A 17,880-nucleotide genomic window follows, 5' to 3' on the forward strand; every position below is an offset into this window, starting at 1 on the left:
TTTGAATAAATAACGCAGAAAACTGCCTACCTATTCTTTATGCTTGAATTTTAAATGTGTCTTTTACAATCTTGGCTTTCTCAAAAGCGGTATCCAAATTATGGTCGATAATGGTTACATGACCCATTTTACGAAAAGGTTTGGTGAATTTCTTTCCGTACAAATGCAGGTAAACTCCATCGAGTTTGGAGATCTCATTAATACCAATGTATTTAGCTTCTCCAACAAAATCATCTTCACCTAACAGGTTAACCATTACTGCCGGCTGACGCAATTCTGTAGAACCTAAAGGAAGGTTAAGTATTGCTCTTAAATGTTGTTCATATTGCGAAGTAATACAAGCCTCAATGGTGTGGTGACCACTGTTATGCGGACGCGGTGCCAATTCATTTACCAACACTTCCCCTGTTTTAGTAACAAACATTTCAACTGCCAGTAAACCTACTATCTTCAGCTTTTCAACAACATCAGTTGCAATTTCTTTAGCCTTGGCCTCAATCTGTTCGTCTATTTTAGCTGGAGTAAATAACAGTTCAACAAGGTTTGCTTTCGGGTCAAACTCCATTTCAACAACATCAAAGGTTCTAATTTCTCCGGTTGCATTGCGGGCAACCAAAACGGCAATCTCTTTGTCAAAATCGATTAGATCTTCTAAGATGCTTGGCTCATTGAATGATTTAGGAAGATCTTCAATTGAATTTATTTTGAAAACCCCTCTTCCATCATAACCTGCTTTACGAAGTTTTTGAACCGCAGGGAATTTCTCCTGATAATATTTAAGTTCTTCCCTATTTTGAATCTTTAAATAAGGAGAGGTAGGAATGTTATGTTGTTTGTAAAAGTCTTTTTGTAGCCCTTTATCCTGAATAAGCTCAATGATATGTGGCTGCGGGTACACTGTTACCCCTTCCGCCTCCAAACGCTTCAGCGCTTCAACATTAACATTTTCAATTTCTATTGTTATTAAATCGAGATGTCGACCGAAGTTATAAACGGTATTATAATCATTAAAACTGCCTAAGTGGAAATTCTTACAGAAAAAACTACAAGGTGAAGCCGGATCCGGATCTAAAATCGAAACATCAACACCGTAGTTCATAGCCGGTTGAAGTAACATTTTTCCTAATTGGCCTCCGCCTAATATTCCTAGCTTAAAATTTGATGAATTAAATGTCTTCACTCATTTTGGTTTAATTCTGCAAAAATAGGAATACAATTTTAGAAGTACGATTTTAGATGGAGTATTTTAACCCTTTGGTTAAAAAAACAATAGAATGTAAACTGGAGTAGTAAAATTTTTATCAATTAAAACGAGGATTTTCAGGAAAATTAACAATCATGGCAAATTTATCACCTAAGCTTTTCACAGCATGAGCCCACAAAACACGGTCATTATCGCCAAAAATAAATTCTTTGGATGACTCAGCCACCAGCCATGCGTTTTCACTCAACTCATCCTGTAACTGGGTTTCTCCCCAGCCCGAGTAACCGATAAAGAAACGTATTTCATTTTGTTCAACTTTCCCGGCCTGGATCATAATTTTCAGCAGCTCAAAATTGCCTCCCCAAAAAACACCGTTCCCAACAGCAACACTTCCATCCAATTCCTCAATAGTATGAATATAGTGTAAACTGTCGTTTCCCACAGGCCCGCCAATATAAACCGGAAAACCCGAGTCATCCACCTCATCAATTAAATTATCCAACGTAAGTTCGGTCTTTTGATTCAATACAAACCCAACGCTTCCCCTTTCGTTATGTTCAGTAAGAAAGACTACAGATCTTTTAAAATTCGGATCGGCCATAAAAGGTTCGGAAATCAATAACCTTCCGGCATCAGGTTTTATATCGTTTAACATAAGCGTTCAATTTTTAATTTAAAAGATTGCTTAGATTCAATGCATCACCTCCCTGTTCATTACATTTCGATACAGAAGCTACATTTAAAATACAAAAAATCCTGAAAATTTCTGAATATAAAACGCAGGTATATTTCATGATTATCGTCATTGTTATCAACCAACGAATACCTAATTTTGTTGTATGAACCTCGAAAAAACTACCTTAGAGAATTTGCGTCAGGAATATAGTGCAAAAACTCTTTCAGAAGAACAGGTTAACCAAAACCCATTTGCCCAATTTGATAGTTGGTTTAATGAAGCCATGAATTCCGGCATCCTGGAACCTAATGCATTAACCTTATCAACTGCAACTCCGGATGGAAAGCCCTCAGCAAGAGTGGTTTTATTAAAAGATTTTTCTGAAAATGGATTTACCTTTTACACCAATTACGAAAGTCGTAAAGGTCAGGAAATGGCAGAAAACCCTAATGCCTGTCTCTCATTTTTTTGGCTGGAACTTCAACGACAGGTAATTATTGAAGGGAAAATAGAAAAGGTATCTGAAGAAGAGTCAACCCGTTATTTCCAATCGCGACCAAAGGGTAGTCAATTAGGCGCTTGGACATCTGATCAAAGCCAAGTTATAGCTAACCGTGGCGTTTTGGAAAACAAGCTTACCGAACTGGAAAAGCAATATGAGAATCAAAATGTAATACCTAAACCCGAACATTGGGGCGGTTATTTGTTAAAACCTACCAGCATTGAGTTTTGGCAAGGCAGAGCCAGTCGTTTACATGATCGGATTCAGTACATTTTGCAAAGCGATAATACCTGGAAAATACAGCGATTGGCACCTTAATCAATTCATGATCTTCAAATTGAGTAAAACCCATTAACCCTATGGTTAAAGAGTAAATTATTCTATTTTTGAGGATATGGATTTTAACGACCTTAAAAGGCTTCTTATTGAAAAATTCGGAGAAGAGATTATCGTTTCTGAACAGCAAGAAGGTTTGCAACCCTCACTCACAATACAATCCGAGCGTATTGCTGAGGTGTGCCTCGAATTAAGAGATAATGAAAAAACCTATTTTGATTTTTTGTCCTGTCTTTCGGGCGTTGATTATGGTATTGAGCAGCAAAAGATAGGCGTAGTTTATCATCTTGCGTCAATTCCTTACAAAAAACAGCTTACGCTAAAAGTGGAACGGGAATTCGATAGAAATTCACCAACCTTACCCTCCTTCCCTACGGTTTCTAATGTATGGCGAACGGCCGACTGGCATGAACGCGAAGCCTATGACCTTTTAGGAATCGACTTTGAAGGCCATCCTGATTTACGAAGAATCTTATTACCTGACGATTGGGAAGGATATCCTTTGAGAAAAGATTATAAAACTGCTACCGAATACAAGGGAATAAAGATCGATTATTAGATCAATCTTAACTTTTAATTTCTTTAAGTTGACAACTGCACTTCAAAAATACTACGATAAAATAAACAATCTGAAATCAGAAGAAATGATTCTGAACATGGGGCCTCAGCATCCGTCAACGCATGGGGTTCTGCGATTGGAATTAATTACAGATGGAGAGATTATTGTTGAAGTAATACCACATTTGGGATACCTGCATCGCTGTTTCGAAAAACACTGCGAATCATTAACCTACCCACAGATAATTCCTTACACCGACCGTATGGATTATATGGCATCGATGAATAATAATCATGCTTTTGTAATGGGTGTTGAACGAATGTTAGGTATCGATAAAGACATTCCAAGGCGCGTAGAGTACATCAGGGTTTTGGTTTGCGAACTGAATAGAATTGCATCGCATTTAATTGCCATTGGCACCTATGGAATCGATATTGGCGCATTCACCCCTTTCATGTGGTGTTTCCGTGATCGCGAACATATTATGAACATGCTGGAATGGGCTTCCGGGGCGCGGATGCTATACAATTATCTATGGGTTGGTGGTTTATTTTATGATTTACCCGTAGGCTTTGAAGAGCGTTGTAAAGAGTTTATCGACTACTTTAAACCGAAAATGGTTGAGCTGAACGAGCTGCTAACTCACAATAAAATATTTATAGACAGAACCGCAAATGTTGGCATTTTACCCCTTGATGTAGCCATCAGTTATGGCGTTTCAGGTCCAATGTTACGTGCATCCGGTTTGAAATATGACTTGCGAAGAGTGGACGAATATTCAGTTTATCCTGAGATAGAATTTGATATTCCAGTCGGCAAAGGTGAAATGGGTAGTATTGGCGATTGCTGGGACCGTTATAAAGTTAGAGTCGATGAAGTGGAACAATCGGTTAAGATCATTGAACAATGCTTAGAAAGGCTTACCAAAGAGCTTAAACGTGATAAAGAGTTTGATCCAAGAGCTAAGCTGCCTCGTAAATGCACACCAAAAGCACAAGATTTTTATGTAAGAGCCGAAAATCCTAAAGGTGAACTAGGCTTTTATTTTATGGCTGATGGAAAAAGAGAAATTCCATTTAGGGTAAAATCACGTGGGCCGAGCTTTAATAACCTTTCAGTACTACCGGAGATCTCTAAAGGCTGTATGATTGCTGACTTAATTGCCATTTTAGGCTCTATAGATATCGTATTAGGCGAAGTTGACCGATAAATTTAGATTTTAGAATGATGATTTTGATCCCACAAATTGGTCTAAATTTAATATCATAAGGCGCAAATCAAACCTCAAACTAAATTTCTATGCAGTCGATAAATCCATTGAACGGTGAGGTAATTCAAAACTATACCAACCATACTTTTGAGGAGGTTAGCTATAAGATTAATGCTGCTGATACTGCATTTCAACACTGGAAAACCACGAACTTTGAAAGCAGATCGAATTTATTAATAAAACTCGCAGAAGTCCTTAGAAAAAGAAAACAAGAATTAGCCTATTTAATGGCTAATGAAATGGGTAAACCTTTACAACAAGGAACGGCAGAAATTGAAAAATGTGCCTCATGTTGCCAGTATTATGCCAAAAACGGACCCGATTTCTTAAAAGATCAATTGATCCAAACAGAAGCTCAAAAAACCTATGTAAGCTTTCAGCCTATTGGAGTTGTACTGGCTATAATGCCCTGGAACTTCCCATTTTGGCAAGTCTTTCGCTTTTTATGCCCGGCATTACTGGCCGGGAACACGGCTGTACTAAAACATGCTTCCAATGTTCCAGGCTGCGCTTTGGCAATTGAAGAAATTGTTAGGGAAGCCGGCTATCCAAAAGATGTTTTTTATACACTGTTGATAGATGCGAAAGAAGTTGAAAAAGTAATTGAATTGCCTCAAATAAGTGCTGTCACCTTAACCGGAAGTACCGAAGCAGGCAAGAAAGTAGCTGCAAAAGCCGGAGGTTTGATTAAAAAGACCGTTTTAGAATTAGGAGGCAGTGACGCTTACTTAATTTTAAAGGATGCCGATTTAAAGCAAGCTGCCGAAATTTGTGTTACAAGCCGATTAATCAACAGCGGGCAAAGTTGTATTGCCGCTAAACGCTTCATTGTGGTAAAAGAAGTGGCTGATGAGTTCATCCGTCATTTTAAATCATTCATGGAAAGTAAAAAAGTCGGAGATCCCTTAAATGAAGGAATTAATATCGGGCCTCTCGCAAGACTCGATCTTCGGGACCAATTACATCAGCAAGTGGAGAAAGCAATTAGTAATGGAGCTAAATGTATTTTAGGTGGACAAATTCCTGCACTTGAAGGGGCTTTTTACCCTCCTACTATTTTAACAGAAATAAGTGCTGATAATCCAGCTTATTACGAAGAGTTCTTCGGACCAGTTGCTCAAATTTATGTAGCAAACGATGAAAGCGAAGCCATTAAAATTGCCAACAGCACTTCATTTGGATTAGGCGGAGCTGTCTTTTCAAACGATTTGAAACGGGCTGAATCTATTGCGGCAAATGATTTACAAGCTGGCTCTTGCTTTGTTAATGCCTTCGTAAAATCAGACCCACGTTTGCCTTTTGGTGGAATCAAAGAATCGGGGTATGGTAGAGAACTGGGATTATTTGGTATTCATGAATTCGTAAATATTAAAACAGTTTACATTGCTTAAAAGAGATTATTCAAAAGCTATAAAATGAAAAACGACCAAATCAATTATGATTTGGTCGTTTTTATATCTTCTAAAATCGTAATTCTAAGATCTTAATTAATTATACACTTTAACCATGAACACGTAATCCTGTAACTTTTTAATTTGCTGGGTACGTGGTAACCCTGAAAGTGTATTTTTCTTATTAACCGTAATCTTATCCTTAAGTGAATCCTGAGGGATCGAATTGATAAATTTCAGGATACTTTGCGATCGTACAGCAAAAGTTGCTCCCTCAGTAAGTGTTTGTTTGCCACTAATAACTCCAACCACATTACCTTTGCTATCTACAACCGGACCGCCGCTATTACCCGGATTAGCCGGTATAGAAACCTGATAAGCAATGGTATCTCCACCGAAACCGGTAGCCGAACTCAAGTAACCTTTACCATACACCATTTCATCACGCGGGAACCCAAGTGTAAACACTTCTTCCCCTAAATCAGATTTAGATTTTTTAAAGGTATAAGGTAATGACCCGAAAGATTTAAAGGTTGGATCATCAATTTTAAGAACCGCTAAATCGAAAACAGGATCGCTATAAACAGTTTTCACTTTAAATGCATCACCTTTTTCGTTTTGGATATAAATTGAATCAGCCCCGTTAATAACGTGATAATTAGTAATTAAAAAACCATCGCTGCTTAACACAAAACTCGTTCCTCCAAATGTACCTGGAGCAGAAGGCATTTTAGAATGAGATTTAGTGCTATTGATATTACGAATCAATGCATTTTGAGAACGCTTGATCGATTCCATATCACGACGTAAAGCGCTGTAAGTCGAATTTTGCTTACCCGGATTGGTAACGAATAATGTTCCAAATATCGTTAAAATAGCAACAGAAGCTGCCACAGCAATATTCGATGTATATTTTCTGAACAGCTGAATTACTTTAGCTTCTTTAGGCTTAACTTCTGAAGAGATTTGCTCAATATTTAGTTCAGCATGGAATTCATTCAATTGGGCTTTTAATGTTCTGCGATTTGCCACAGCCCTAAGCTTACCCATAAATTGTTCCTGCTCCACCACTTTATGGTCTAAGTCAGCATCCGCTTCACGTAACGAATCGAAATGCTTGCGCTCAGCCTCCGTCATCTCCCCTTTCAGGTAGCGTTCAATTTCGTTCGATAAGTTAAGATCTCCGTACATAAACTTCCTCTGTTTTACTATTAGATTGAAAAAAAATCTTTTTCAATCGCATTAAACACTTATACTTTTGGTTTTTGGCGTTTTCGGCATTCGTGTAACCAAATTTTTCAGCTATGTCCTGCATTGATTGATTATGGAGATAATAATCTTCAATAATCGTTTTACAAGGTTCGCCAAGCTTAGAAAGTGCACCCTCCATTAAATTAAGTTGGGCATCTTTCTCTTCGTGGCGTTCGAGATCTTCCTCAATTGGGAGAAACTCTTGAAAATCGGTCACACTACCTGCGCTGCGGCTCATCAGTTTTAAACGTTTAAGCCATAAACGCCTGCACACTGAGTAAATAAATGTTTTGAGTTTACTATTAAGCTCAAAAGAACCAGCTTTAATTTTATCATATAAAACGATGATCGCTTCCTGATAAATATCTTTTGCATCATCTTCATCGCCATTATTATTTAATACAAACTGTAAAATTGAAGGAAAATGCTGTTTGTAAAGTTGCCGCAATGCGTCTTCTGAATCATTCAGTATCCCTGCAATTAGTTCACTATCCGATGAATATGAATCCTTTATCACTCTGTGCTATGGTTAATACGTTTAATTGGAAATGGTAACCCAATATTAGGAAAAAAAATATTTTAAAAAATTATTCATTTCGATGGGTTACCTTTTAAATATAGGGGTATTAAGAGCAAATTGAATCTTAAAAATTTTAAACTAAAACAAAATGAAAAAAGTATTTGCTTTAATGTTAGCTGCTGGTGTATTTGCAGTTGTTGCTTGTGGTGAAGGTAAAAAAGCTGAAGGTTCTGCTGATTCTTCAGTTGTTGATTCAGCTGCTGCTGTAGTTGATTCAGCTGCTGCTAAAGTTGATTCAGCTGCTGCTGTAGTTGATTCAGCTGCTGCTAAAGTTGATTCATTGAAAAAGTAATTAATTCTTACTTAATTAGATTGGCCGTCTCGTTTTTAACAGGACGGCCTTTTTATTTGCTATCCACCCTGCCTAATACTTCCTGTTTTATTGGGACAATCTAAAATCTCTTGTGAAAACCATTCAATATTGCTATTCACATCGTTAGCCCCGCTTTCCATTCCAAGTCCTTTCCCGATAAATCGGGATGCGGGCTTTCCATTTCAATCGGGTTTAGTGCGGCCAGGCCTGCTGCACGCCAAGTAAGAAATTTCAAAAACACTCTTGTATTTGCAGGGAAATATGTAGCCCTGAATTTGCCATCTTTCGATGGATATTCTTTTTTACTAATTTTTTTAGTATTTTTATTGAATGGAATCAGAATATTTTAAAGGAAGAGGTGCTCAGCTAAACACTAAAAACCCTTACTTAAAGCTCGAATACGTTACTGAACACATTGAAGGACTTGACGAACCTTTGTTGGAGAATTCGGCTACGCAGTTATTCAAAGAATCTGCTAAAAAAATTGTCAACAAAGTGGAAAGCCCGGATTTGCCTTTAATGTATTCACTTAATCCTTATCAGGGTTGTGAGCATGGCTGTATTTATTGCTATGCCCGCAATGCCCATCAATATTGGGGATTTAGTGCGGGACTGGATTTTGAGCGAAAAATAATTGTAAAGCACAATGCAGCAGCATTGCTCGAAAAGAATTTTCAGCATAAAAACTGGGAGGCCAACCCTATTCTGCTTTCAGGAAATACGGATTGTTATCAACCGATTGAACGAAAACTAAAAATCACCCAATCGCTTTTAAAGGTCTTTTTAAAATACCGAAACCCGGTTAGCATTATTACCAAAAACAATTTGATCTTACGTGATTTAGATTTGCTCGAAGAACTCAATGCATTAGACCTTGTTCATGTAAATATTTCGATCACTTCATTAAATGAATCATTACGCCAAACATTAGAACCTCGAACAGTCACAGCCAAAGGAAGATTACAGGTAATTGAAAAACTGGCGGAGAAAAATATTCCTGTTAGAGTTATGGCTGCCCCAATCATTCCGGGCTTAAACAGTGAAGAACTGCCGGAAATTATTAAAGCAGCAGCTGACGCAGGTGCAAGTGATGCGGGCTTTACCATTGTCAGGCTAAATGGCGCTATTGGCGACTTGTTTACCGATTGGATCACTAAAAACTACCCTGACCGAGCCGACAAAGTGTTAAATCAAATAAAAGAATGTCATGGAGGAAGTTTGAATGATAGCCGATTTGGAGTTAGGATGGCCGGTGAGGGAAAAATTGCCGAATCAATAAAAAAACTCTTCAGCCTGTCAGTAAAGAAATATATGGGTGGCCGAACGATGCGTCCGTATAATACCACCCATTTTATCAATAACTATAATCGGGATGAACAACTGTCTTTATTTTAAAAGAACTATTTCCTAATCATAATCCACCAGTTGATGTAAGTGATGTTCTAAATGAGTTACATAGTCGGTGCAAAAGAATTCCAATGAAAATACCTGTTCATTAGCTGTTTGACATTCTCGTTTTAGATCATCTTCAGAAAGAAAGTTCATTAAAAACGCCAGATGCTTATTATAGTTGACCCAAAACTGAATTAATTGCTTTGGATCCATTTCATTGTAATGACTCAGTTCATTCCATTTGTTTTGATCGTAAAAGATCGTTGGAACATCTTCATATCTCGCCCTGATAAAACGATGATGATTATTGGCCGCACTATCTATTAAATGCCCTAAAAGTTCTTTCTTACTCCATTTTGCCGGGTTAGATTTAATTGCAAAATCTTCAGCAGAAATTTTCTGCAGTAAGCCGGGAATAATATCACATAAATAAAGTAAACGGCCTATAGATTGTGTAATCATTTTCTGTTTAAATTTATTCTATTAATAATCGGCTATCATTGGCAATATCAGTTCTCTTATCGAAATGAAACTCCACATATTTGGTATCATCCTTCTCCCCTTTTACAGCTACTTTAATTTATTTCAATGTTTAAATAATGTACTTAGTTGGTATTAGCTCCTTCCTACAAGCGTGTTTCAATATGGAAAGTCTAATACTTAATACACCAGTAATTAAAATCTCTTATTTTTTATAAGCTTTCCATAGTTTAGGATATCTTTTGGGTAATTGCTCCTCACTCCAATCTTCTCCCGAAACTGCATAATTTCCAAAATTATAATCAATGATTTCGGTGGCAAAATCTCGGGGAGAAACTTTATCGCTATTGCTACCGAACTTCTTATCGAAAGCCTTATCCGCTACTGAAAGAAGAAGCTCTCCGTTTTCATTTGGATTTATACGTTCATAAAGAAAATTAGGATTATGAACAGCATTTTCAAATGTGGCTCTTCCATATAAAATCAGTTTACATCGGAAATACAAAAATGAATCATCTGAAACATTTCCCTCAACAATTTTTTGAACGGCCATTACATTGAAATTATAAGCTTTTATTAACAACTCGCGTAAGGTGCATTCAAAACCAATGATCTCCTTTTCGTCCCTTTCAATTAATTTTTGAATTAAAATATCAATTTGTGTTGATAGGTCCTTTTGACTCTCAATCCGTGATTTTTCAATTAACCCCCAAAACACTGAATTATCCATTCGTTCTTCTTGTGAGAAGTTTTTTGGTTCTTCACTTTTATTCATTAGATGACTAAAGTTCAATTCAGGAACTTCATATTTAGTTTCCCATTCTTTATCACTTAATAATAAATGAATATCTTCATAAAACCTTTCTAACTCAAAGTTGGGTATGTTTAACCCCTTTATTTCTGGGAATGTTTTTTGAAATGCAAAGTCAAAAAGGCCAATTATTTCCTCTTCCCTTAAATCAGCAACATCATTATAATTAAGCTTTATTGTAAATTCGAAATACTTCTTTGATCTATTGAATTTCGAATAAATAATTCTTCCGGTCTCTATCAATTGCTCCGGATCAAATTCTGGCCCCATACAGTTTACACCTACAATAAAAGACTCTAATCCTTTCCCATAATCCTTATTTTTAAGATTATGTTCCAAATAATCTGACACTGAGGTAATAACATCTAATCGTTTCATTACATCAAATGAAACTTCCCTTACAATTCCAAAATTCATATTGCTTTTATTTATAACCTTTATTACCAAATGGTATTCTCGTTAAGCTAAGACTTTCAAGAACAAACGTCGAACACCAAAGACAATTAGAATTTATTTTTTTAATGTATCAATAGTTACTAAACTTTCTTGGGGATTACAATCCCAAGTATAGGTATAACGTAAACTATCAGTTGTTAACACAAATCTTAAATCATTACTATCCTTTGAAATAAAATCACCAATATTTGCATGATTAATAAAAAAAAAGATACCATAGTATTGAAATTTCTGAACCTTCCCTGTACTGTCTATACCCTCTAACCAACTACTATGATTGTAATTATATTTTTTTGTTATTCGAAAATGGACATTAACCGGTTTGTAAAATTCTTCTTGTTCTTTACAATCGGCTTGGAAACACCCTGTTAAAAACAGCAATAGCGGAGAAAAAAGTAAATATTTCATAATTAATGGGTTTGGGTTGATGGTCCGTTATGAACGGCAACAGCGTTATTTTTTTAATGTGTCAATATATAATGAACCAAGGCCACATTCCTAATAATAAGTATAACTCAAGCTATCCGTAGTTAATACAAATTTCAAATCATTACTATCCTTGGCAAAATAATCACCAACTCGTGCATAATTATCAATCCAAAAGATTTAATCTTCTACCAAGGTAAGTCAATATAAGTACGAACCATGACAGGCTTATTCTTTATTATTGCAGGTTTCCAATCATTTTTAACTTTATTAATTATTAAAAGAGACAAGGAGTCCCTAATAGGATCCAATTTTTGGTACAACCTGATATTAGAAAGGGAGCCCTTTTTATTATAATCCACCACCAGTATTATATGCCTATATTGATGAATTAGCCTTAGTTTTCGTTGATAATCTTTTATCGATGTATCAATGTAATTATCAAACGCATCCTTTCCTTTCCAATATTCAGGCATATCGTCAGCAAACCAGTACAGGTCTTTCTCAATCTGTCCTGGTTTCAAGCGTTCAACCCGATATTTTGTTATCGAATCCAATTCATGATAAAAGTCTTTTCCAAAACGTTTAAAAATTACTGAATCACTCAAATGCTTAGAATAACCATTCCATTTTTCAACATATGGAGCGCTAATTAAACGATAATTTTCAAACAAGATATTCATGGAAATAAAACTAGCATCAGCGGTTGTAGTATCAAGATGATTATAGCAGAACAAATTTCCCGATTTATAATCCCTATTAAAGTATTCATTTTGATAGTATAAGCTCGAATCTGGAAACGGTGGTAAACTGTCTCCTAGAATATATTGTGGAATACGATCAGCACTAGGTTCTTTCTTAGATCCAGTTCTTGTACAAGAAAGAATCAAACAAATACAAAGACTTAAAAATAACAACCAACTTTTCATAGCTTAACATTTAGCTCAAAACGAAGATATAATTTAACTATTAATATATTTTCATATCTTACTATAACATTTAGAAAAACATACTTTAAAACATCTAATTAATCTTTTACCCATGACAGAAAACAAAATTTCTATCTCCATTCCTATGGATGATTTTAACACTGCTTTGAGCAAATTGCAGGAAGTTCAAACCATTTTAGCGCCTTATTTGGTGGCCCTATCGTCTGACCAGCGTATGTCCTTACCTAAAATGGGCGACAAAACTTTTTCGTTTGTTGAAAAATCAATGCAGTTTGCCCAATCGAAGCCTGAACTGATGCCCGGGTTTATTGATTTAACAGAATGGCAAAAGGATGTTGACGGCCGCAATTAACTAGATCAGTTGTTTAGGTTAGTTGAGCAGTTAGCCAGCAATATTGATGATATGTCCTTGCTTTGTGGAAGTGATGCTTATGTATCTTCATTAGGTTTTTATAATTCGATAAAACAGGCAGCCAAGATGAATGTGCCCAACGCTAAACCTATTTATGACGAATTACAAAAAAGGTTTCCCGGAAGGCCGACAGCCAAACAAGCTGAACCTGTTTAACATTAGCAAAGCCTAGGTCCAAACCCGGGCTTTGTTCCTTTTAACTACCTTTTACTACCTACCTCATACTAATTTCTCCTACGGTGGTATTAAAAAGTACCTCATAAGTACTAAGCCCTCCAATTGAGGTACTAAGTTGTAGCTTGCTAGTAGTAAGTTCTCCCTTTTAGGTAGTTAATAGTACCTGCCTAAGACTAATTAGTACCTCTGAGGTACTAATTACTACCTCTGAAGTACTAATTATTACCTCCGAGGTAGTAATTTCTCCTTCCAACGATATTAGTTGTTGTTTCAAGATACTATGCAGAAAACAACGATCCTATGTAATCATTTGCGTTTGAAGAGACGCTACGCTAACTCTTCAAACAACGCCGGAGGCAAATGAGTAAAAAACTCAGGTATTAAAGTATAACTGCTCTTATCAAAATGATTGATAACTAATATACAAGCTCTCTCAGTATTGCCAATCTTAAAAAAATCATCTTTAATTTGTGGCGTTGAAAGAATCAGTGTTCCTCCCTCAATAAGAGTTAAACGTAGTTCAGTTGCGTTTTTAAACTCAAAGCTTTCTATTATATTACTATACCTCCTGATTGCTTTCCTCGGTAATAATATGCAATAAATGGTCGAAAGTACTGTTATCGGTATATACAAAGTCCAAAATTTAATCTCAGTACCTCTTTGAAGCGCAAAGCAGAATATAACATTGAGTAATATAAATATAGGACGACCGAAGTAAATAGTTCTGTAGAACGATCTTAAATCACTTCTCAATTTTTTCGACCATAGCTCCGTCAATACAAATTCTTCATTTTTATTCATTATCGTTTGGGTAAACTTTGAACATATTTTTTTAATCCTATTTCTTCAAAATTCCTTTATCAACGCATTCATTCAGCAAGTTTTCAGAGTAATTCCAAATAGAAGTTGATCCTTCATTGATAACCTTTTTCTTATCATATACCCGTTGATAGTCGACATTTAACTCGGCCCAGGTTCCACCTTTATTAGAGGTATTCTGAAGCAAAGGTTCAAACCTATCCATACTTCTGGCAAACTTAGCTTCGTTGGTTTTCCCCTCCTCAAATTCCTCCCAAATGGCAATAAACTCTTCGGCTTGCTCCTTGGGTAACATTCCAAAAATTCGTTTAGCGGCAATTAGCTCTTCGTCAGTATTGCTATGATCTTTTGCTGTATCATAAATAAACGTATCACCGGCATCAATTTCAACAATATCATGGATCAACACCATTTTCAACACTTTAAGAACATCTACAGGCTCATTAGCATGTTCGGCCAATACGATTGCCATCATTGCTAAATGCCAGCTGTGTTCAGCATCATTTTCGTTCCGATCACTATTGAAAAGCTTCGTTCTCCGCTGAATATATTTGATCTTATCAATCTCCTTAATGAAACTGATCTGCTTTAATAAATTTTCATTTTCCATCTTCTCAAATAGATTTAGAACTCCGCTAACTAATAGAAACAAATGATATGTTGGTTAAAAGAAGTAAAAAAGCAATTACTTCACTTCCTCAAACCCCTCACCTACCTGAATACCAAACTTAGCAGCTGCCTGAGCATTGAAAACGCGTTTACGCACTTTCACCAGTTCAGGTTTTAGGGTTTTAATATTCGGATCTTTCAAATAAGCAGCGGCCTGCTCTCCTGCCTGAAAACCCCATTTATATAAATCGGCACCATAAGCAGCTACTGCTCCACGCTTAACCAATCCAGCTTCGCTGGTAAACACCGGCACCCCGGCTTTATTGCAACTTTGCAAAATAGTTTCAAACGAAGCAAAAACCGTATTATCGGGCAAAGCAAAAAAGGCATCTACTTTTTTGGCTAACAATGATTCAACAATCAGCTGGGTTTCGGCCGAATTATTAGCCGGCAAAACCTCCAGTTCAATTCCTAATGCTTTTGACTGTGCTACAATCCGGTTGTAAGCGTCTACTGACTGTGGTTCCGATTGGTTATAAATAGCAGCCAGCTTTTTAACCGAAGGCTTTAAAGTTTTGATAATAGCAATGGAGGTATCGATATAATTCAGGTCTTCATACACGCCAAATAAATTACCTGGAGGATTGCCCGAGTGATCTGTTAAACCAGCCATTTTCGGGCTCGAAGAAACCATCATAAAAATTGGAATTGTTTTTTCGCGCTGGGCAGTTGTTATTGTAGGCAGGGTGGCATTAGTAGCAATTAACTCCACTTTTTGGCTAATCGCATAGTTGATTCCCTGGATTAAGGTTGGAATGCTGTTTTGCGCATTGCTGTATACGATGTCTATATTTTTCTTGTCTTCAAAACCGTTTTGTTTCAAGGCATCATAAAAACCTTGTTTAGCCTGGGCCAGTGTGGCATCTTCAAAAGCATCAACGAAAGCTATTTTTCGCAAACCCGATTTGCTTGAATTGGAAGTACATCCGAATAAAAAAATAATAGAACTGAGTAAAAGAATTCCTTTTTTCATACTTAAATAATATGTTTTTTATAGTTTTAGGCTGATTATATTTTAGGCTTAATTGATGGATATCATTTTAAATCGATATAATTCTGACTTGCTTTGCTCAATCAACTGCCTATAATCGTTGCAGTAAAGATAGTTTTTGCACATTTAAATTTTCAACCGCTTTCAAGTATGATTGCAATCAATTCGAAATTGCCTAATGTAGGCGCGTCCATATTTCCGGTGATGACCGGCCTTGCTAATGAATATAAAGCGGTTAACCTGGCGCAAGGTTTTCCCGACTTCCCTACTTCGCCAAAACTTATCAGTCTGGTAAATGATTACATGAAAAAGGGAATGAACCAATACGCGCCGCCTCCAGGTATTTTGCCATTGCGTGAGCGAATTGCCGAAATGACCTTTAACCTTACGGGAAAATCTTATAGTCCTGATAAAGAAGTAACGATCACAGCCGGCGGAACCCAAGCCATTTACTCTGTAATTGAGGCTTTGGTTCGCGAAGGAGATGAAGTGATCATTTTCGAACCTGCTTACGATTGTTATGCTCCAAATATTAGAGTTCACGGCGGTATTCCTCGTCCTGTTGAGTTAACCCCTCCCGACTATAAGATTGATTGGGAGAATGTTAAAAAACTGATCTCGCATAAAACCCGGATGATTATGCTGAATACTCCGCATAACCCAACGGGCACAATTTTGAGTAAGAAAGATATTGACGAACTGATCAAAATAACGAAGAACACCGATATTTTGATTTTGAGTGATGAGGTATATGAGCACATTATTTTCGATGGACAAACCCATCACAGCATGGCTAAATATCCTGTGTTGGCTGAACGGAGTTTAATTGTTTCATCCTTCGGAAAAACATTTCATACCACGGGCTGGCGCATGGGTTATTTATTAGGTCCTGATTATTTAATGGCCGAAATACGAAAACTGCAGCAATATGCTGTTTACACCTGCATTACCCCTATCCAGTATGCCATTGCCGATTTCATGGCTTCTCCGGAACATTACATGGAAGTAAAATCAATGTATCAGGAAAAGCGTGATTACTTTGCTGGTTTAATGAGAAACACTCGTTTTGATCTGTTGCCTGTTGCCGGCTCTTATTTCCAAACAGCCCATTACAATAAAATCTCTGAAGAGGGTGATTATGATTTTGCAATTCGAATTACTAAGGAGTTCGGCGTTGCCACCATTCCTACCTCAGTATTTTATACCAGCAATGCTGATCATAAGGTAATACGCTTTTGCTTTGCCAAAACTGAAGACACATTGCATCGGGCGGTTGACCGTTTGATGAAGATATAGAAAGTCTATAGTTCGTAGTTCATAGCCTACAAACCGACTATGAACTATGAACTAAGAACTATTTACTACAAAATGAAGAATAACCTCACCATAACCACTATACAAACTACCCTTCACTGGGAAAACATTGACGCTAACCTTTCGATGCTTGGGCAAAAAATGCTGGGCATTAAAGAAAAGACCGATTTAATTGTATTGCCTGAAATGTTTAGTACAGGTTTTACCATGAACGCGGCTATGTTGGCTGAACAAACCAAAGGCAAAACCGTAAGATGGATGGCAGAAATGGCGGGTCACATGAATGCAGTGATTACCGGAAGTATTGTTGTTGAAGATCAAAACCGTTTTTATAATCGATTGATTTGGATGCGACCTGACGGTAGTTTTGAAACCTATGACAAGCGACATCTTTTTGGCTTGGGTAAAGAGGACGATACTTATTCGGCTGGTGCTAAAAAACTAATGGTTGAATTGAATGGTTGGAAAATTTGTCCGATGATTTGTTATGATCTTCGTTTCCCTGTTTGGGCACGCAATTTAAAAGACGATCCATATGATTTATACCTGGTAGTTGCCAATTGGCCTGAAAGACGTTCATTGCATTGGCGAACTTTATTACCAGCCAGAGCGGTTGAAAATCAAAGTTATGTTGTTGGACTGAACAGGGTTGGAAACGATGGTAATGAAATTTATCACAGTGGCGACAGTATGGTTATAGCCCCTGATGGAACCGTTTTATATGAGAAATCTCATGAGGAGGATATTCAGACGCTTGAACTTTCGGGAGAAACATTAGAATTTGTGAGAAGAGCCTTCCCTTTTCTTAAAGATCAGGACGGGTTTGAAGTACAAAGTTAAAAGTACAAAGTACAATTATGACTTACGATTTTAGATTGTAGACTGAAGACTGCGTACTGGA

At 36.8% G+C, this 17,880-nt stretch carries 21 protein-coding genes; 10 read left to right on the forward strand and 11 right to left on the reverse strand.

All coding sequences use genetic code 11. The features are described 5' to 3' along the window. Positions 1-37: 37 nt before the first annotated feature. Both C3K47_RS06900 and C3K47_RS06905 read right to left on the reverse strand, forming a co-directional pair. Positions 38-1,180, reverse strand: coding sequence for a 5-(carboxyamino)imidazole ribonucleotide synthase (locus tag C3K47_RS06900; protein WP_103788391.1), 1,143 nt, complete (start codon positions 1,178-1,180; stop codon positions 38-40). 121 nt (positions 1,181-1,301) lie between these two features. Then, on the reverse strand, positions 1,302-1,859 hold the full coding sequence (locus C3K47_RS06905) for a YqgE/AlgH family protein (RefSeq protein WP_103788392.1): 558 nt from the start codon (positions 1,857-1,859) through the stop codon (positions 1,302-1,304). A 184-nt stretch (positions 1,860-2,043) separates the two neighbouring features. Between C3K47_RS06905 and pdxH the strand changes: the two genes are divergently transcribed. The 4 genes from pdxH (at position 2,044) to C3K47_RS06925 (ending at position 5,938) form a co-directional block, all read left to right on the forward strand. After that, the gene (gene pdxH, locus C3K47_RS06910) at positions 2,044-2,700 is read left to right on the forward strand and encodes a pyridoxamine 5'-phosphate oxidase (protein ID WP_103788393.1); all 657 of its coding nucleotides are present in this window, start codon (positions 2,044-2,046) and stop codon (positions 2,698-2,700) included. A 76-nt stretch (positions 2,701-2,776) separates the two neighbouring features. After that, positions 2,777-3,277 (forward strand): NADH-quinone oxidoreductase subunit C, encoded by a 501-nt coding sequence (locus C3K47_RS06915; RefSeq protein WP_103788394.1) that lies wholly within the window; start codon positions 2,777-2,779, stop codon positions 3,275-3,277. Positions 3,278-3,362: 85 nt separating this feature from the next. After that, a complete protein-coding gene (locus C3K47_RS06920; protein ID WP_243392508.1) occupies positions 3,363-4,487 on the forward strand; it encodes an NADH-quinone oxidoreductase subunit D in 1,125 nt (374 codons plus the stop codon). A gap of 89 nt (positions 4,488-4,576) precedes the next feature. Beyond that, a complete protein-coding gene (locus tag C3K47_RS06925) occupies positions 4,577-5,938 on the forward strand; it encodes an NAD-dependent succinate-semialdehyde dehydrogenase (RefSeq protein ID WP_103788396.1) in 1,362 nt (453 codons plus the stop codon). A gap of 96 nt (positions 5,939-6,034) precedes the next feature. Here the strand turns inward: C3K47_RS06925 and C3K47_RS06930 are convergent, their stop codons facing one another. Both C3K47_RS06930 and C3K47_RS06935 read right to left on the reverse strand, forming a co-directional pair. Further along, positions 6,035-7,129 carry a S1C family serine protease gene (locus tag C3K47_RS06930; RefSeq protein WP_103788397.1) on the reverse strand — a complete coding sequence of 365 codons (1,095 nt, stop codon included), beginning with the start codon at positions 7,127-7,129 and terminating at the stop codon, positions 6,035-6,037. Continuing rightward, positions 7,113-7,706, reverse strand: a complete 594-nt coding sequence (locus C3K47_RS06935; protein WP_103788398.1) for an RNA polymerase sigma factor — start codon at positions 7,704-7,706, stop codon at positions 7,113-7,115. Before C3K47_RS06935 ends, C3K47_RS06930 begins: the two co-directional genes overlap by 17 nt. A gap of 151 nt (positions 7,707-7,857) precedes the next feature. Between C3K47_RS06935 and C3K47_RS06940 the strand changes: the two genes are divergently transcribed. Beyond that, positions 7,858-8,061 carry a PG1828 family lipoprotein gene (locus tag C3K47_RS06940; RefSeq protein WP_103788399.1) on the forward strand — a complete coding sequence of 68 codons (204 nt, stop codon included), beginning with the start codon at positions 7,858-7,860 and terminating at the stop codon, positions 8,059-8,061. 351 nt (positions 8,062-8,412) lie between these two features. After that, entirely contained in the window at positions 8,413-9,477 is a 1,065-nt protein-coding gene (locus tag C3K47_RS06945; RefSeq protein ID WP_103788400.1) for a PA0069 family radical SAM protein, read from the forward strand. Positions 9,478-9,489: 12 nt separating this feature from the next. On the opposite strand, the gene C3K47_RS06950 is transcribed toward C3K47_RS06945, so the two are convergent. The 4 genes from C3K47_RS06950 to C3K47_RS06965 all read right to left on the reverse strand — a co-directional run bounded on the left by C3K47_RS06950 (position 9,490) and on the right by C3K47_RS06965 (position 12,576). After that, positions 9,490-9,936: a DinB family protein gene (locus C3K47_RS06950; protein WP_103788401.1), complete on the reverse strand. Its 447-nt coding sequence runs from the start codon at positions 9,934-9,936 to the stop codon at positions 9,490-9,492. A 223-nt stretch (positions 9,937-10,159) separates the two neighbouring features. Then, positions 10,160-11,182 (reverse strand): DUF4240 domain-containing protein, encoded by a 1,023-nt coding sequence (locus tag C3K47_RS06955; protein WP_103788402.1) that lies wholly within the window; start codon positions 11,180-11,182, stop codon positions 10,160-10,162. A 93-nt stretch (positions 11,183-11,275) separates the two neighbouring features. Continuing rightward, positions 11,276-11,629 carry a hypothetical protein gene (locus C3K47_RS06960; protein WP_103788403.1) on the reverse strand — a complete coding sequence of 118 codons (354 nt, stop codon included), beginning with the start codon at positions 11,627-11,629 and terminating at the stop codon, positions 11,276-11,278. A 206-nt stretch (positions 11,630-11,835) separates the two neighbouring features. Further along, positions 11,836-12,576, reverse strand: coding sequence for a hypothetical protein (locus C3K47_RS06965; protein WP_103788404.1), 741 nt, complete (start codon positions 12,574-12,576; stop codon positions 11,836-11,838). Between the two features lie 112 nt (positions 12,577-12,688). Here C3K47_RS06965 and C3K47_RS06970 point away from each other — a divergent pair, with 112 nt between their 5' ends. Beyond that, positions 12,689-12,949, forward strand: coding sequence for a hypothetical protein (locus C3K47_RS06970; protein ID WP_103788405.1), 261 nt, complete (start codon positions 12,689-12,691; stop codon positions 12,947-12,949). Between the two features lie 9 nt (positions 12,950-12,958). Further along, entirely contained in the window at positions 12,959-13,165 is a 207-nt protein-coding gene (locus C3K47_RS06975) for a hypothetical protein (protein WP_103788406.1), read from the forward strand. Positions 13,166-13,513: 348 nt separating this feature from the next. Here the strand turns inward: C3K47_RS06975 and C3K47_RS06980 are convergent, their stop codons facing one another. From C3K47_RS06980 to C3K47_RS06990, 3 genes are all read right to left on the reverse strand, one after another. Continuing rightward, positions 13,514-13,987: a hypothetical protein gene (locus tag C3K47_RS06980; protein WP_103788407.1), complete on the reverse strand. Its 474-nt coding sequence runs from the start codon at positions 13,985-13,987 to the stop codon at positions 13,514-13,516. Positions 13,988-14,024: 37 nt separating this feature from the next. Further along, positions 14,025-14,615: an HD domain-containing protein gene (locus C3K47_RS06985; RefSeq protein ID WP_103788408.1), complete on the reverse strand. Its 591-nt coding sequence runs from the start codon at positions 14,613-14,615 to the stop codon at positions 14,025-14,027. Between the two features lie 75 nt (positions 14,616-14,690). Continuing rightward, complete coding sequence (locus C3K47_RS06990) at positions 14,691-15,647, reverse strand: ABC transporter substrate-binding protein (protein WP_103788409.1); 957 nt, start codon at positions 15,645-15,647, stop codon at positions 14,691-14,693. Positions 15,648-15,815: 168 nt separating this feature from the next. Here C3K47_RS06990 and C3K47_RS06995 point away from each other — a divergent pair, with 168 nt between their 5' ends. Further along, entirely contained in the window at positions 15,816-16,961 is a 1,146-nt protein-coding gene (locus tag C3K47_RS06995; RefSeq protein ID WP_103788410.1) for a methionine aminotransferase, read from the forward strand. Between the two features lie 72 nt (positions 16,962-17,033). Then, on the forward strand, positions 17,034-17,819 hold the full coding sequence (locus C3K47_RS07000) for an amidohydrolase (RefSeq protein WP_103788411.1): 786 nt from the start codon (positions 17,034-17,036) through the stop codon (positions 17,817-17,819). Positions 17,820-17,880 lie beyond the last annotated feature (61 nt).

The organism is Solitalea longa (assembly GCF_002920915.1).
Taxonomy (GTDB): domain Bacteria; phylum Bacteroidota; class Bacteroidia; order Sphingobacteriales; family Sphingobacteriaceae; genus Solitalea; species Solitalea longa.